Origin of the sequence: Pseudopedobacter saltans DSM 12145 (assembly GCF_000190735.1) — a bacterium.
Lineage (GTDB): Bacteria > Bacteroidota > Bacteroidia > Sphingobacteriales > Sphingobacteriaceae > Pseudopedobacter > Pseudopedobacter saltans.
In genome coordinates, this window is the sequence record NC_015177.1 from 2968395 (window position 1) to 2984001 (window position 15607).

The following is a 15607-nucleotide window of genomic DNA, read 5'->3' on the forward strand; positions in this document are numbered from 1 at the left end:
GGTTTATAACAAAAAAGCCCTAGAAATATCCAAGGCTTTATATGTGGAGGCTACTGGATTCGAACCAGTGACCCTCTGCTTGTAAGGCAGATGCTCTGAACCAGCTGAGCTAAGCCTCCTAAATAATTTTAAAAGATGGTGGAGGCTACTGGATTCGAACCAGTGACCCTCTGCTTGTAAGGCAGATGCTCTGAACCAGCTGAGCTAAGCCTCCATCTTTTTTATTTTAAAGAACTTGTCTTTGTCCCCGTTTGGGATTGCAAAAGTAACTTCTTATTTCATATTTCCAAAATTTTTTTTCATTTTATCCTAGTACATCTTCCAATACGTCCTGCGACTTAATCACACCAAAATTATCAACATGCAAACTAAAATAATCTATCAAACTATCTAATAAATACTTACGTGTTAAATTATCTAGCTTAACATTCTTATAATCCTGTATGGGTGTGCGGATAATTTCTATAAATTTTTCTAAAAAAAATTCCTTGATAAAGAAAGCGTGTGGAGGTTCGGAACTAACAAAAGCTCCCTCTTTAAGATCGAAATAAGAACTGGTATCGGCAAAGCTTAAATCAGGATGAAAGCCCAGAAACCGTGTTAGTTTCATTAAAAACACCAAATGAAAGTTAGCAACACTTCCATCTTCCTGATCCAAAAGTTCGATAGAAGTACTTATAAATTCAAATAAGAGTGCGTCATCCACCTGTTCTTTAATTGATTTATATATAACTTCATTTAAGAACATCGCTATCGCACTTTTCGAAATATCATAAGGTATAGAAGATAAAATAGGAGAACTTCTTACATCAGAAACTTTATGCATTGTAGCCATGGGTTTATGATAAACTACCATATCCAACAAATGCAAAGCTTGTAGCATATTCATTTTAACCTTAGCCTTTGGCTTCTTCACCCCATTTATGAGATAAGATTGTACCCCGAATTTTTCGGTAAAAATCTTTACTACCACGCTACTTTCCGAGTAATCAGTAACCTTTAAGACTATTCCCCTGGTCTTATGAAGCATTTCTACTGTTATTTTGCACTTGAAGGAACCTTAACCGCCTCTCCAATAACGACATCATTAAACACAATATTTTCAACATTTGTAAAGCTTAAAGCAGTTTTACAAGAATCTATTTTCACATTAGTAAATTGAATATCTCGCACTTTTTTTGTTGGATATCCCTGGATAACCAAACCAGCGTTTGCAGCGCTTCGACATGTCAAATTATCTACAAATACATTTCGAATATCAGTCTCAAACCCATTTCCTTCTCCGTGATAATAAGAAGTAACAAAAAAACAATCTTCAACCTCCCCAAACACTACATTATTTATATAGATATCTCTGATAAAACCTCCTCTGTCGGGATTAGATTTTAAATATATACCTCGTTTACAATAACCGCCATATGTACAATTTTCTACAAAGACATTTTGTACTCCAGCAGACATTTCACTTCCAATTACAACACCGTGTAATCCTTTAAATCTGCAATTACGGATTATGATATTTTCTGAAGTGAGACCTATTCTTCTTCCTTCATAGTCCCTTCCCGCCTTTATAGCGATGTTATCATCAGCATTATTAAAGTCTATATCTTCTATCAATACATTCTTGGAATATTCAGGATCGAAACCATCATTATTTTTATTAAATGCATCGAATTTCACTTTCCTTGCAGTAATATTTTCCGACTTCAAAAAATGCACACACCAAAAAGGAGAGTTGGTTATAGTCACTCCCTCTATCAGTATATTCTTACACTCAAAAAACTGGATAAACTGAGGTCTAAGAAAATGCCCTTCGCCAAACTGTCTTTTTTCTATAGGAACATTCTCATGATTCATTTTCCGACTCAATTCCTGACTCTGTTTTTGTTTACCATGCCATAAGTTGAATGAGTCCTTTGCATTCCCGTCAATAGTTCCTTCACCGATAATAGCTACATTTTTAACCTGATACGCATATATAAAAGGACTATAATTATATAAAAAGGTTCCTTCCCAACTTGTCAGAACCGTAGGAAGATAATCTTTAGCTTCATTACTAAAAATTAATTTAGCCCCCTTTTGTATATCTATAGACATATTGTCAACCATATGAATAGGTCCCCGCAGCAAATACACTCCAGGAGGGACAATGATTCGAGCTCCATTTTGTTCTTTACAAATTTGAATCACTTTATCAAAAGCAGGTTTACTATCTGACAGAGAATCTCCTACAGCGCCAAAATCTGTTATGATCAACTTATTTTTCGAAATCGTTGGTGGAATAATAGTCTTTAAAATCTGATTCATTTTTTGTTCTCTGGATAATTCTTTTTTCTGAAAAGAATTACACGAAGAGCTAAGAAATAAAGCACATACAACAACAAATTTAAGTTTCAGTCCTGTTTCCATTGATTCCTTATTCAATTCATAAAATCATAAAATTAGTTGATTATGGTGAATTAATTCAATTTAATCCCACTATAATATAAAGATTAGCCCCTTTTTCACATTTCAAAACTCAATATCAAATACTTAGTATTCATTTCAGCTACATCACAAGCTAACCCCAGCATTCAAATACTCTATAAAATAACACATCTACTATTTCAAAGCCGGTGTTTACTGTTTTATGGTTTTAGTTTTGCTATTATTGCTACAAGTTTGATGAAAATTAAACTTTACATTATGAAAAAGATAACCTTTATATTCCTATATCTTATTATTTGGCTACCTACAATAAATGCACAAAAAGGCATCAACTTTTCTCGCTATTATGCTGCGGGAGGAAAACTGCTCATGTGCGTAGATAGTGCGGCCAAAAACGTCTATTATCACAATATATTCCCCAATCAACCCAATACCACCTTTAATTATTTGCCTGATGCTAATAATGCTAGCATCCAAATTAATTTTCGGAGAAATATTAATGTGCCGAATTTTCGGTATACCATTTTGGTAGATGATAAGCCAATTTTAGTAAATCAATCCATCAACCAGGCAAAATTAAAAGACACTCACGCAGGGGGTGACGAAGAGATATTTCGTTCTACTTCACTCGGTACCTTTCCTATCAAAAATAAAGTTATTACAGTATTAGTCTTTAGCATCGAGAAACCTATAGATATTGACAAATCTGTTTTTTATGGTAAACTTATCCCGAGAGCAAAAATTTTAGGATTTTCAAAACGTTTCAAAACCGAAAAAGGTGTCGACTACAACAGAATCATGGCTCTAAAGGATAGCACAAAGCTCATTTTTACTCAAAAAGACGATGAACTAACTATTTATAAAGACAAATCTGATATTGACTATGTCTACTATACCACCATAAAAGACAAGCAAACCAATAAAATAATTTTCGAATCAACTGCATGGCAATATGGCGGTGTAGTCGACAAACATGAATTTGTACCTTATATCAACATAGATAGAAGTATTTTCAAAAAATCGGGGGATTATGAAATTATTATTCAGCCATTAATAAAATGGAACAACTGTTTCAATTGTGACACTTCACCCAAAGAAATAGAAAAACATATAACCAGACATACGCTTTCCATAATATTAGATGAAGAGAACTATACTAAGAAAGAACTTTTTATATATACACTTATCGTAGCACTTTCTATTGGGTTAACCTGTCTTTCTATTATTTATATCATCAAAAAAAGAAACAAAAAAAGACTGGCACAAAAAGAGCAGCAGAAAAACATTGCAAAGCTCCAACTTAATTCAATTCGTTCCCAATTAAACCCCCACTTTCTGTTTAATGCGCTCTCTGGCATTCAAAATTTAATGAACAAAAACGAAATAGACAATGCCAATAAGTACCTTTCTAAATTTGCCCGGTTAACTCGTAACGTACTTGATGATAAAGAACTGATTAGTTTATCGCAGGAAAAAAAGCTACTAGACGATTACTTACAAATGGAGCAATTGCGGTTCGGCTTTCAGTACGAAATTAATCACTCCGAAAACTTAGATTTAGATAACATAGAAATACCAAGTATGCTGCTGCAACCTTTTGTAGAAAATGCGGTGAAACACGGCATATCGCAAAAAGCTGCCGATGGAAAAATTACAATCACATTTATTAAGCAAGCAAATGATTTGATGTTAACTGTTTCTGATAATGGAAATGGATTTGATACAGAAAAAAGGAATATTGGCTTGGGAATGCAATTAAGTGACAGTAGAATAGCATTATTAAATAGTATTTATAAAAAAAATCGCTTTAACTTGACTATACAATCAAGCACTAAAGGCACTGAAATAGACTTAACATTAACCGATTGGCTATAGTGTGATGAGAGCAGTTTTAATAGACGACGAAATTTCCAACTTAGAAAACCTGCGGAATCTGCTAACAAAGCACTGTCCGCAGGTATCAATAATTGCAACAGCACAAAATGTAAGTGACGCGGTAGACGCTATTGACAAACATTTACCTGAATTAGTGTTTCTGGACATTCAAATGGGCGAACAAACAGGCTTTGACGTACTAAAACTGCTTCCCAAACGTAATTTCGAAGTTATTTTTGTTACCGCTTACGACCAATATGGAATACAAGCTGTAAAATTTGCCGCCTTAGATTATCTTTTAAAACCAGTTGATATTGAGGAACTAATGAATGCAGTAAATAAAGCCGAGCATAAATTGGCATCACAGATACAATCTTCGCAGCTCGATTTTTTACTACAGCAATTAAAAAAGCCAGAAACGAACGTTAGTAAAATAGCCCTGCAGATGCAGAGCGAAATAAGGTATGTTACTTTATCAGAAATTATACGTTGCGAAGCAGACAATACTTATACCCACTTCTACCTTTCAGGCAACGAAAAAATATTGGTTTCTAAACCCCTTAAAGAATATGCCGATTTATTGCGCCCCAATGGATTTTTAAGAACTCACCAAAGTCACTTAGTAAATCCAAAATATGTAAAAAGCTGGTTAAAAGAAGATGGTGGTATCCTACTTTTAATGTCTGGAGAAAAAATCCCTATTTCTAAACCCAATAAAGACACTGTCAAACAAGCCTTACAACAGATCTAAGTAAAGTAAATCCTATTTTCCCATAATAAGTTGAATTTGTTATCAACTTTTTCAGAGGTGAGACATCTAAAATAAAGAAGCCTCACATTTCTGAGAGGCTTCTTGTGATCCCGCTGGGATTCGAACCCAGGACCACTACATTAAAAGTGTAATGCTCTACCAGCTGAGCTACGGAATCTTACTTTATTGATCTCTTGTTGTTTTCAGTAAAGTTGTGCAAAGGTAATACTTTGCCCTATTCGCTCCAAATGATTTGATAACAAAAAAACAAAGTTTTATTTAAGTATCTATTTATCAGTGCAAAAAAATCACACCTTTTTATCGAGTAGATTATCTAATGCCATATTTAAAGTTGGGTATTTAAATCGATAACCCGTAGCCAATAATTTAGCCACCGACATTTTTGTACTGCCTAATAAAATGGTACTCATTTCTCCTAAAGCGATCTTCAAAACTATTCCAGGAACAGCCGGAACCCATAAAAATTTATGCAGTTTTTTCGAAAGGAGAGAAGAAAAGGCTTTATTTCGATGAGGCTCAGGAGAACTCATGTTATATACTCCTCCTAAATCATTTTCTATAAAATGCATATAAACCCCTACAGCGTCTTTAATATGAATCCAGGACATCCATTGCCGTCCATTCCCAAGCGGAGCGCCTACACCCAGTTTAAAAGGAACAACTAGTTTAGGAAAAGCCCCTTTCTCCTTATCCAATATAATACCTGTCCTCAACTTCACTATCCTCAAATCAAAATCTTTACCTCGATCCACCGCCTTTTCCCACAAATGACAACAGTTACCCAAAAAATCATTCTTAGGCAGCGCCGGCTCTTCCATCATTTCGTCTCCCCTATCGCTATAATAACCAGATGCCGATGCCGATATCACTGTCTCTACCTGATGATTTATCTTATCCATTAAATGATAAATCAGATTGATTGAATCTACTCTACTCTTAATTATCTCCTGCTTTCTCTTATCTGTCCAACGTTTATCTCCAATACCTGCACCGGCAAGATGTATTATAATTTCAACTCCTTCCAAACACCTTTCATCAATTTCACCTGTTTCTATATTCCAAAAATAAGTAGTCACCCCTAATATCTGTCTTCTCTCTCCCCTACTCAAATGATTTACACGATATCCCCTTTCTAATAATTCTTTTGTTAAATGCGTTCCTAAAAATCCGCTGCCTCCGGTAATTAAAATCTTTTTGATCATATCTCTTAAACCATTTTTGGGGATTTAAGTTTACAAATTAGGATAGTTTTAGCTTTATAGTAATTTTGACAAAAAATAAATAGCATGAGACAGAAATATAAGAAACATATCTTCGTTTGTACCAACCAAAGACCCGAAGGCGCCAGAGTTTGTTGTGGAGAGCAGCATGGGCTCGCTTTGACTGCAGCGTTCAAAAAAGCTGTAAAAGATAACGGTCTTTTAGCAACTGTTAGAGCACAACGAGCGGGATGTTTGGAAACATGTGAACTTGGCCCTAGTGTTGTTGTATACCCTGAAGGTATATTTTATGGCAAAGTACAACTATCAGATGTTGATGAAATTGTAAAAGAACATATTATGAACGACAGAATAGTGGAAAGACTGGCTTTAGACTTCCCTTCAGAAGAATAATAAAAATCAACAAAGGGCAGCCCCTTTGTTGATTAAAATCTGGTATATGCTGCTAATTGTAAAATATTATTAGTCAGGCCTTCGGTTCTTTGTTTAATTCGCTGATTCATATAACCCATTTCTAGATCAAAAGAAGGTTTGAATCTATAACCTAAAGAAACATAGGCTCTGTTTTGATCAAAAAAACTCCCATTAACTTTATTTTGTACATTAAAAAAAAGCTCGTTCTGAAGCCCTAAAAAGATTCCTTCTGTAAATGGCGTCTGATTAGAAAAAGGCAATAAAGTCCTTACAAAATAACGTAAACGCTGAGAAAACACATTACCCTGAACCTGTTCAATAAAACGCTGTTCAAACCGGAGTCTATGGTTCAAACCTACATCCCCTATTTTTTGCAGATAAATCAATTGCTCCCAAATTCTTTGCTCAGTCAGGTTAACGTCCAAAAGATCTGACTTAAATTTACTGTTAACCCAGGCATATCCAAGCGTCACATTCATTTCCTTGTTAATAAAATAGGTAACACCGGGCCTCACCAGAATATTTTTCAGATAGTCAAATTCATCTGCACTTCTTGCTTGAACATCTAAATGTAACCCCAGCTTCTCATTTAGTCGCTGGCTATGAAAAACTGCTCCCCAACCACAAAACTCAGAATTTTGATTTGAATAAACTTTTAGAGAACAAAATAATACAATCAATAAGACACAAATTTTAAACGGCATAACACAGTAAAGTAAGCCTTAAATATAAAAAAGCCCTCCAAAATTTTGAAGGGCTTTTTTATATTTCTAATCTTCGACAACCTCGCTATTTGGCGATGGTACTTCTTTTATCTCTTCCTTAAAATACGTTTTTTGATTCAGGAGTATTATAAACACGCCGATAGAGATAGCTGCATCTGCGATGTTAAAAACCGGCCTGAAAAAAATAAATTCCTCACCTGACCATATAGGAAACCAGTCGGGAAAGCTGCCTTTCAATATTGGAAAATAAAACATGTCTACCACTCTGCCATGGAACAATTTTTCATATCCATAAATAACGCCATAAAAAACTGAGTCTATGATATTCCCCAGCGCTCCCGCGAAAATCAAGGCTACGCTTAAAATAAAACCGCGGTGATATTTATGCTTTATCAGGTAATGCAAACCATAACCTATTCCCCCTACAGCTAATATTCTAAACAAAGACAATGCTAACTTTCCGGCTTCACCGCCAAACTCCATACCAAATGCCATCCCATTATTCTCCGTAAAGTGAATAATAAAAAAATTCTTAATAATATGGAACTCCTGACCAATAAACATATTGGTTTTTATCCATGTTTTAAGAACTTGATCAGCAATTAATACTAATAGAATAAGGATAATTGGTTTATTATATCCTTTCATTAATTCTGTTTTAATTTAGCTTCCATACTTAAAGTGGCATGTGGTACAGCTCTTAAACGTTCTTTCTGAATAAGCTTACCTGTTTCGCGGCAAATGCCATATGTTTTATTTTCTATTCTTACCAGTGCAGCTTCTAAATTCTCTATAAATTTTTTCTGCCTTGCTGCCAACTGATTAATTTGTTCTTTTTCTAATGTTGCAGAACCATCTTCCAATGTTTTAAAAGTTCCTGCCGTATCATCTGTACCATTTGCATTAGGATTACTTAATGAATTGGCTAACAATGCTAACTCTTCCTTAGCACTATTCAACTTAGTGGTGATTAATTCTTTGAACTCTTGAAGTTCTGCATCTGAGTAACGGTTTTTAGCAACATTTTCCATAGTCTTAAATTTTACTTAGCAAGATAAATAATTTTTCGTTCTCTATTTCTATGCTATCTCCTTCTGTCAATTTTAATATCTCAAACTCTTCAGAAAGGGTCTCGGCACAAATATATAATTTATTTTTTTCTACAGATTTTGAGATTAAAGAGTTATCCTCTAATAAAACCTTTATCTTATCTGTCACTTCAAAACCTTTATCTTTTCTTAGGTTTTGAATTCTATTGATAACTTCCCTTGCAATCCCTTCTTCCTTTAACTCCTCTGTGATGGTAACATCTAATGCTACAGTCAATCTTCCAATATTTGTAACCTGCCATCCCGGTACATCCTCAGCAATTATTTCTACATCTTCCACCGGTATGTCAAATGTTAGACCATCAACATCAAAAACGATGTTTCTGTTTGTCTCAAATGAATTTATTTGTTCATCCGTAAGATTTGTCAGATAATTACCAACAGCTTTCATGTTCTTTCCAACTTTAGGTCCCAAAGACTTAAAGTTTGGTTTGATTTTCTTTTTAATAATACCAGCCGTATCTGTAATATACTCAATTTCTTTGATATTAGTTTCTGATAAGATCAATTCCTTAACCTTTTCTACTTTTGCCTGAAACGCAGCATCCAAAACAGGTAACAATATCTTATTTAATGGCTGCCTTACATTTATTCCAACTTTTTTACGTAACGATAATACCATCGAAGAAATATCCTGAGCTAACTGCATTCTTTCTTCTAGAGATTTGTCAACTAATTCCTCATGATAAATAGGAAAATCCGCTAAATGAACAGATTCTACTTTCTCTCTGTCCGTTTCGCTGTTCAAATCATTAAATAACCTGTCGGAGAAAAACGGGGCAATTGGAGACATCAATTTAGCAACAGTTTCCAAACAAGTATATAAAGTTTGATATGCTGATATCTTATCTTCTGAATAATCACCTTTCCAAAAACGCCTTCTGCTTAATCTAACGAACCAGTTACTTAAATGCTCATCCACAAAGTTTTGTATAGACCTTGCCGCTTTAGTAGGTTCAAAATCTTCGTAAAACTCATCAACCTCCTTAGTTAAGGTATTCAGTAAAGAAATAATCCAACGATCTATTTCCGGACGTTTACTGATGTCAATATCAGCTTCGCTATACTTAAACCCGTCAATATTTGCATAAAGCGCAAAGAAAGCGTAAGTATTGTATAATGTACCGAAGAATTTTCTTCGCACCTCATCCAATCCTTCTATATTAAACTTCAGATTATCCCAGGGAGAAGCATTACTTATCATGTACCAACGGGTTGCATCGGCACTATATTGTTCGATAGTAGAGAAAGGATCGACTGCATTTCCCAGACGTTTAGACATTTTATTTCCATTCTTATCTAGTACAAGTCCGTTAGAAATCACGTTTTTAAAAGCAATTCCTTGATTTCCATTCTCAAAATTTACAGCTTTAATTTCAGGAGAGCATTCGCTCAACAAAGCGGCAATAGTATGTAGAGTAAAAAACCAGCCCCTTGTTTGGTCCACACCTTCTGCGATGAAATCAGCAGGATAAGCCTTAGCGAATTCTTCCTGATTTTCGAAAGGATAATGCCATTGTGCGTAAGGCATTGCTCCCGAATCAAACCAAACATCTATCAGATCTGGTTCTCTAAACATTTTTTCTCCTTTTGAAGATACCAGAACAACATCATCAACAAAAGGTCTATGCATATCCTTCAAACGGAATCCTTCTGGCATAAAACCTGCCTGCGCTGCTTCATCAATTTTAGAATTCAGCTCCCCTACCGATCCGATACAAATTTCTTCCGATCCATCTTCAGTTCTCCAGATAGGTAAAGGAGTCCCCCAATATCTGGAACGAGATAAATTCCAATCAACTAAATTTTCCAGCCAGTTACCGAAACGTCCGGTTCCAGTAGATTCCGGCTTCCAATTGATAGTTTTATTTAAAGCTACTAGCTTATCTTTAATAGCTGTTGTTTTAATAAACCAGCTATCTAAAGGATAGTAAAGCACTGGCTTGTCAGTTCTCCAGCAATGAGGATAACTGTGTTCGTATTTCTTAACGTCAAATGCTTTATTCTCTTCCTTTAGCTTAATTGCAATAAGAACATCTGTTGGTTTAAAATCCTCAGCTTTTCGCTCTTCATCAGAATAGTATTCCTCTTTCACGAATCTTCCTGCAAAATCTGTTACCTCCGGAATAAACCTTCCTTGTTTATCAACCAAAGGCAACTCATTTCCTCGCTCATCCTTAATCATTATAGATGGTACACCATTTTCCTTAGCTACCCTAAAGTCGTCCGCACCATATACAGACGCTATATGTACAATACCAGTACCATCTTCAGTAGTTACAAAATCTCCTGGGATTACTCTAAAAGCATTAGCTTCAATTTCTTCACTGCTTACATAAGGAAGTAACTGATAATAGCGCAGACCTACCAGTTCACTTCCTTTAAATTCATCTGTAACTTCCCATGGAATCAACTTGTCACCACCTTTATAATCTTGAAAAGACAAATCCTTTGCTTCCGCCTTAAAATGCTTTGCAACCAAATCCCTCGCCAAAACAACACTTACTGGCAAATGGGTATATTGATTAAAAGTCTTTACTTTAACATAATCTATATTCTCTCCAATTGCCAAAGCACAATTCGATGGAAGCGTCCATGGAGTAGTGGTCCAGGCTATTATTACAGTATCTTCCTCATCCTCTTCAAATAAACGAGGTATTAAAGGATGAATTTGATCGCCCTTTAATCTAAACTCCGCTACAACGGAAGTATCCTTTACATCTCGATAAGTTCCGGGTTGATTGAGTTCATGCGAACTTAAGCCGGTACCTGCAGCAGGAGAATATGGCTGAACAGTATAACCTTTGTATAAGAACCCAGCGGTATGAAGTTCCTTTAAAATCCACCAAAGTGATTCTATATAGTCGTTTTTATAAGTAATATAAGGTTCATCCAAGTCAACCCAATATCCCATTTTCTCCGTTAGGTCGTTCCAGACATCCGTATAGCGCATAACCTCCTTCCGACAAGCTTCGTTATAGTCCTCAACTGAAATCTTCTTACCTATATCCTCTTTAGTTATACCCAATGATTTTTCTACAGCCAATTCAATTGGCAGGCCATGAGTATCCCAACCACCCTTTCTTTTTACCTGGTAGCCTTTAAGCGTCTTATAACGACAAAAAATATCTTTAATAGAACGGGCCATTACATGATGTATGCCGGGCATACCGTTTGCAGAAGGAGGACCTTCGAAAAAAGTATACGGTTTAGAATCTGGCCTATTATTAATGCTTTTAGCAAAAACATCATTTTCCTTCCAATTCTCTAAAACCTCTTTTCCAATTTGAGATAAATTCAGTTGTTTATATTCCTTATACATCGGCTAATGTCTTCAATTTTAAGGTTGCAAATTTACTAAATATGTCTCTCAATTTCACTTTTGTTTTGAAAATTAAGAGTTTATAGATATTAAGGGTATATATCAAAAATAACGCTCGTGAGTAAAAGTAAATTTCTTCTACAAGAGCCCGCTTCTCAGGAGAAGTATCATATCTAAAAGCAAAACTATATGGAAATACAAGAGATATCATTACATGATAGAGTAAATATTGGAATTGGTTAGCTGGAGGTCCCTTGCCTTTAGGGCTATCTTATACGGAACAGGAAAGCTACCCGTAGTACGCCTGGCCTTGGACTTACCAATATTCTGCCTCATTCCCCGCTATGCACCGCCCAGGACAGGAAGCAACATGGGATCTGACATACATCATTCAACCAGCTGGGATCCTCCCTGAAATAATGTGAACATACCTGGTAATAATAGATGGAATGGAAAGGCTACGACGGGTTGGGTTTATGTGATTGGGCCGCGGCGGGATATGCGCCCTGGCCTCGCCCAAAAACAATAAAAGGGACCTTCGCAATAGCTGAAGATCCCTTCTTTAAGGTAAGGCACCGACCTACTCTCCCACATGTTACTGCAGTACCATCGGCTCTGGCGGGCTTAACTGCTCTGTTCGGAATGGGAAGAGGTGGACACCGCCGATATAGGCACCCGAATATCTTTGTTCGGTATGACATATCATTGAAAGAAGCAGGACAGAGAAAACAACAGTTAGGCAAGCCCAATGGAAAGCTTTCGGACAATTAGTACTACTCGACTTTGGCATCGCTGCCTTTACATCTGTAGCCTATCAACCCCGTAGTCTTCGGGGGTCCTCTATGGAAATCTTATCTTGCGGCTAGTTTCGCACTTAGATGCTTTCAGCGCTTATCTATTCCCGACGTAGCTACTCTGCAGTGCACCTGGCGGTACAACAGATTCACTAGAGGTCAGTCCAACCCGGTCCTCTCGTACTAAGGTCAGCCCCGCGCAAATTTCCCGCGCCCACAACAGATAGGGACCGAACTGTCTCGCGACGTTCTGAACCCAGCTCGCGTGCCACTTTAATGGGCGAACAGCCCAACCCTTGGGACCTTCTCCAGCCCCAGGATGTGACGAGCCGACATCGAGGTGCCAAACCTCCCCGTCGATATGAGCTCTTGGGGGAGATCAGCCTGTTATCCCCAGAGTACCTTTTATCCTTTGAGCGATGGCCCTTCCATGCAGAACCACCGGATCACTATGTCCGTCTTTCGACCCTGCTCGGCTTGTAGGCCTCACAGTCAAGCAAGCTTATGCCATTGCACTCCACGTACGGTTACCAAGCGTACTGAGCTTACCTTTGAAAGCCTCCGTTACCCTTTTGGAGGCGACCACCCCAGTCAAACTACCCGTCAAACAATGTCTCCCGATTTTTCGGGATTAGACACCGGATACATAAAGGGCGGTATTTCAACGTTGATTCCACGACGCCTGGCGACGCCGCTTCAATATCTCCCGCCTATCCTACACATCATGCACCCAATGTCAATGTTAAACTATAGTGAAGGTTCATGGGGTCTTTCCGTCCCGTTGCGGGTACCCGGCGTCTTCACCGGGACCACAATTTCACCGAGCTCATGGCTGAGACAGCGCCCAGATCGTTACACCATTCGTGCAGGTCGGAACTTACCCGACAAGGAATTTCGCTACCTTAGGACCGTTATAGTTACGGCCGCCGTTTACTGGGGCTTCGATTCAATGCTTCTCTTACGATGACATCCCCTCTTAACCTTCCAGCACCGGGCAGGTGTCAGGCCTTATACTTCATCTTGCGATTTTGCAAAGCCATGTGTTTTTGTTAAACAGTCGCCTGGGCCTTTTCACTGCGGCTGGATCGCTCCAGCGCCCCTTCTCCCGAAGTTACAGGGCCATTTTGCCGAGTTCCTTAGCCATGATTCACTCGAGCACCTTAGAATTCTCTTCCCGGATACCTGTGTCGGTTTGCGGTACGGGTTCTGTTAGCCTGAAGCTTAGGGGGTTTTCTTGGAAGTCTGATTACCTGCGCTATCCAGTTGGCCGAAGCCGCCCGGTACTATCAAGTTTCAGCAAGACCTGCGGATTTGCCTACAGATCCTATACCTACGCTCTTTAACGAACTATTCCGTCAGTTCGCGGCAGTGTCACTACTCCGTCGCCCCATCGCAGCTAACAAAAGTACTGGAATATTAACCAGTTGTCCATCGGAATCCCCGTTCGGGTTATCCTTAGGCCCCGACTAACCCTGATCCGATTAGCGTTGATCAGGAAACCTTATCCTTTCGGTGGGCGGGTTTCTCTCCCGCCTTATCGTTACTTATGCCTACATTTGCTTTTCCATGCGCTCCAGCACCCATTACCAGATACCTTCGCCGCACATAGAATGCTCCCCTACCGATATATTTCAATCCCATAGCTTCGGTGGTACACTTGATGCCCGTTTATTATCCATGCCCGATCGCTCGACTAGTGAGCTGTTACGCACTCTTTAAATGAATGGCTGCTTCCAAGCCAACATCCTAGCTGTCTATGCAATCAGACCTCGTTAGTTCAACTTAGCGTACACTTGGGGACCTTAGCTGATGGTCTGGGTTCTTTCCCTCTCGGCGCGTGACCTTAGCACCCCGCGCCTCACTGCAGTGTATATTTATCTAGCATTCGGAGTTCGTCTGGATTTGGTAGGATTTGACTCCCCCGCACCCAATCGGTAGCTCTACCTCTAGTAAACTAACCACCACGCTGTTCCTAAAAACATTTCGGGGAGTACGAGCTATTTCCCAGTTTGATTAGCCTTTCACCCCTACCCTCAGGTCATCCGGAAACTTTTCAACGTTTATCGGTTCGGTCCTCCAGTACGTGTTACCGCACCTTCAACCTGCCCAAGGGTAGATCACAAGGTTTCGCGTCTGCCTCCCCTGACTGTACGCCCTATTCAGACTCGCTTTCGCTTCGGCTCCGTACCTGAAGTACTTAACCTTGCCAGGGAAGAGCAACTCGTAGGCTCATTATGCAAAAGGCACGCCGTCATCCCGATAAGTCGGGACTCCGACCGCTTGTAGGCACACGGTTTCAGGTTCTATTTCACTCCGTTATTCACGGTTCTTTTCACCTTTCCCTCACGGTACTGGTTCACTATCGGTCTCTCAGGAGTATTTAGCCTTACCAGATGGTGCTGGCAGATTCCCACAGGGCGTCTCCGACCCCGCGGTACTCAGGATACTGATAGGGTATATTCCTTTACGCATACGTGGCTGTCACACGCTATGGCCGGGCTTCCCATCCCGTTCTGCTTCATCGATATACCCACTTTTCAGTCCTACAACCCCGGACCTGCCGTAACAGGTCCGGTTTGGGCTCTTTCCCTTTCGCTCGCCACTACTCAGGAAATCATTATTATTTTCTCTTCCTCTGCTTACTTAGATGTTTCAGTTCAGCAGGTTTGCGCTTGTGCGACATACCTTCAGTATGTCAGGTTTCCCCATTCGGAAATCTACGGATCAAGTCGTATGTGCCGATACCCGTAGCTTATCGCAGCTTATCACGTCCTTCTTCGCCTCTGAGAGCCTAGGCATCCTCCGTGTGCCCTTATTTACTTTCTTCATTGCTGATGGCATACGCCATCTGCTGTCTTCTCTTTTTCTACTTCTTCCAATATGTCAAAGAACTTTCTGAAGTTCATAGCTAGATGTTATTAGTATCGCTACTCTTTTCATTTCACTATT

General features: G+C 38.6%; 10 protein-coding genes, 3 tRNA genes and 2 rRNA genes. 3 read left to right on the forward strand and 12 right to left on the reverse strand.

Features of this window, described 5'->3' with window-relative positions; genetic code table 11:
- Positions 1 to 44: 44 nt before the first annotated feature.
- From PEDSA_RS12730 to PEDSA_RS12745, 4 genes are all read right to left on the reverse strand, one after another.
- Positions 45 to 119, reverse strand: a tRNA-Val gene (locus PEDSA_RS12730).
- Positions 120 to 136: 17 nt separating this feature from the next.
- Positions 137 to 214 (reverse strand) — tRNA-Val (locus PEDSA_RS12735).
- A 90-nt stretch (positions 215 to 304) separates the two neighbouring features.
- A complete protein-coding gene (gene recO, locus PEDSA_RS12740; RefSeq protein WP_013633563.1) occupies positions 305 to 1030 on the reverse strand; it encodes a DNA repair protein RecO in 726 nt (241 codons plus the stop codon).
- An 8-nt stretch (positions 1031 to 1038) separates the two neighbouring features.
- Positions 1039 to 2409 (reverse strand): glycoside hydrolase family 28 protein, encoded by a 1371-nt coding sequence (locus PEDSA_RS12745; protein ID WP_013633564.1) that lies wholly within the window; start codon positions 2407 to 2409, stop codon positions 1039 to 1041.
- 276 nt (positions 2410 to 2685) lie between these two features.
- On the opposite strand from PEDSA_RS12745, the gene PEDSA_RS12750 reads away from it, so the two are divergent.
- Positions 2686 to 4302 (forward strand): sensor histidine kinase, encoded by a 1617-nt coding sequence (locus PEDSA_RS12750; RefSeq protein WP_013633565.1) that lies wholly within the window; start codon positions 2686 to 2688, stop codon positions 4300 to 4302.
- A gap of 4 nt (positions 4303 to 4306) precedes the next feature.
- Positions 4307 to 5053, forward strand: a complete 747-nt coding sequence (locus PEDSA_RS12755) for a LytR/AlgR family response regulator transcription factor (RefSeq protein WP_013633566.1) — start codon at positions 4307 to 4309, stop codon at positions 5051 to 5053.
- A 105-nt stretch (positions 5054 to 5158) separates the two neighbouring features.
- On the opposite strand, the gene PEDSA_RS12760 is transcribed toward PEDSA_RS12755, so the two are convergent.
- Both PEDSA_RS12760 and PEDSA_RS12765 read right to left on the reverse strand, forming a co-directional pair.
- Positions 5159 to 5231, reverse strand: a tRNA-Lys gene (locus tag PEDSA_RS12760).
- 130 nt (positions 5232 to 5361) lie between these two features.
- Complete coding sequence (locus tag PEDSA_RS12765; RefSeq protein WP_013633567.1) at positions 5362 to 6276, reverse strand: TIGR01777 family oxidoreductase; 915 nt, start codon at positions 6274 to 6276, stop codon at positions 5362 to 5364.
- An 84-nt stretch (positions 6277 to 6360) separates the two neighbouring features.
- On the opposite strand from PEDSA_RS12765, the gene PEDSA_RS12770 reads away from it, so the two are divergent.
- Entirely contained in the window at positions 6361 to 6687 is a 327-nt protein-coding gene (locus PEDSA_RS12770) for a (2Fe-2S) ferredoxin domain-containing protein (RefSeq protein WP_013633568.1), read from the forward strand.
- Positions 6688 to 6719: 32 nt separating this feature from the next.
- Here PEDSA_RS12770 and PEDSA_RS12775 read toward each other — a convergent pair whose 3' ends face one another.
- The 6 genes from PEDSA_RS12775 to PEDSA_RS12805 all read right to left on the reverse strand — a co-directional run bounded on the left by PEDSA_RS12775 (position 6720) and on the right by PEDSA_RS12805 (position 15484).
- Positions 6720 to 7412: a DUF2490 domain-containing protein gene (locus tag PEDSA_RS12775; RefSeq protein ID WP_013633569.1), complete on the reverse strand. Its 693-nt coding sequence runs from the start codon at positions 7410 to 7412 to the stop codon at positions 6720 to 6722.
- 66 nt (positions 7413 to 7478) lie between these two features.
- Positions 7479 to 8081, reverse strand: coding sequence for a lipoprotein signal peptidase (locus tag PEDSA_RS12780; RefSeq protein ID WP_013633570.1), 603 nt, complete (start codon positions 8079 to 8081; stop codon positions 7479 to 7481).
- Complete coding sequence (locus tag PEDSA_RS12785; protein WP_013633571.1) at positions 8081 to 8464, reverse strand: TraR/DksA family transcriptional regulator; 384 nt, start codon at positions 8462 to 8464, stop codon at positions 8081 to 8083. Before PEDSA_RS12785 ends, PEDSA_RS12780 begins: the two co-directional genes overlap by 1 nt.
- Positions 8465 to 8468: 4 nt before the next feature.
- The gene (ileS, locus tag PEDSA_RS12790) at positions 8469 to 11864 is read right to left on the reverse strand and encodes an isoleucine--tRNA ligase (protein ID WP_013633572.1); all 3396 of its coding nucleotides are present in this window, start codon (positions 11862 to 11864) and stop codon (positions 8469 to 8471) included.
- Between the two features lie 567 nt (positions 11865 to 12431).
- Positions 12432 to 12543: ribosomal RNA gene (gene rrf, locus PEDSA_RS12800) — 5S ribosomal RNA — on the reverse strand.
- Positions 12544 to 12611: 68 nt separating this feature from the next.
- Positions 12612 to 15484 (reverse strand): 23S ribosomal RNA (locus PEDSA_RS12805).
- Positions 15485 to 15607 lie beyond the last annotated feature (123 nt).

What these genes read in the sequence shown, in the direction of transcription:
- recO (WP_013633563.1), bottom strand. Translation starts at nt 1,030, where the DNA reads ATGCTTCATAAGACCAGGGGAATAGTCTTAAAGGTTACTGATTACTCG.
- PEDSA_RS12745 (WP_013633564.1), bottom strand. Translation starts at nt 2,409, where the DNA reads ATGGAAACAGGACTGAAACTTAAATTTGTTGTTGTATGTGCTTTATTT.
- PEDSA_RS12750 (WP_013633565.1), top strand. Translation starts at nt 2,686, where the DNA reads ATGAAAAAGATAACCTTTATATTCCTATATCTTATTATTTGGCTACCT.
- PEDSA_RS12755 (WP_013633566.1), top strand. Translation starts at nt 4,307, where the DNA reads ATGAGAGCAGTTTTAATAGACGACGAAATTTCCAACTTAGAAAACCTG.
- PEDSA_RS12765 (WP_013633567.1), bottom strand. Translation starts at nt 6,276, where the DNA reads ATGATCAAAAAGATTTTAATTACCGGAGGCAGCGGATTTTTAGGAACG.
- PEDSA_RS12770 (WP_013633568.1), top strand. Translation starts at nt 6,361, where the DNA reads ATGAGACAGAAATATAAGAAACATATCTTCGTTTGTACCAACCAAAGA.
- PEDSA_RS12775 (WP_013633569.1), bottom strand. Translation starts at nt 7,412, where the DNA reads ATGCCGTTTAAAATTTGTGTCTTATTGATTGTATTATTTTGTTCTCTA.
- PEDSA_RS12780 (WP_013633570.1), bottom strand. Translation starts at nt 8,081, where the DNA reads ATGAAAGGATATAATAAACCAATTATCCTTATTCTATTAGTATTAATT.
- PEDSA_RS12785 (WP_013633571.1), bottom strand. Translation starts at nt 8,464, where the DNA reads ATGGAAAATGTTGCTAAAAACCGTTACTCAGATGCAGAACTTCAAGAG.
- ileS (WP_013633572.1), bottom strand. Translation starts at nt 11,864, where the DNA reads ATGTATAAGGAATATAAACAACTGAATTTATCTCAAATTGGAAAAGAG.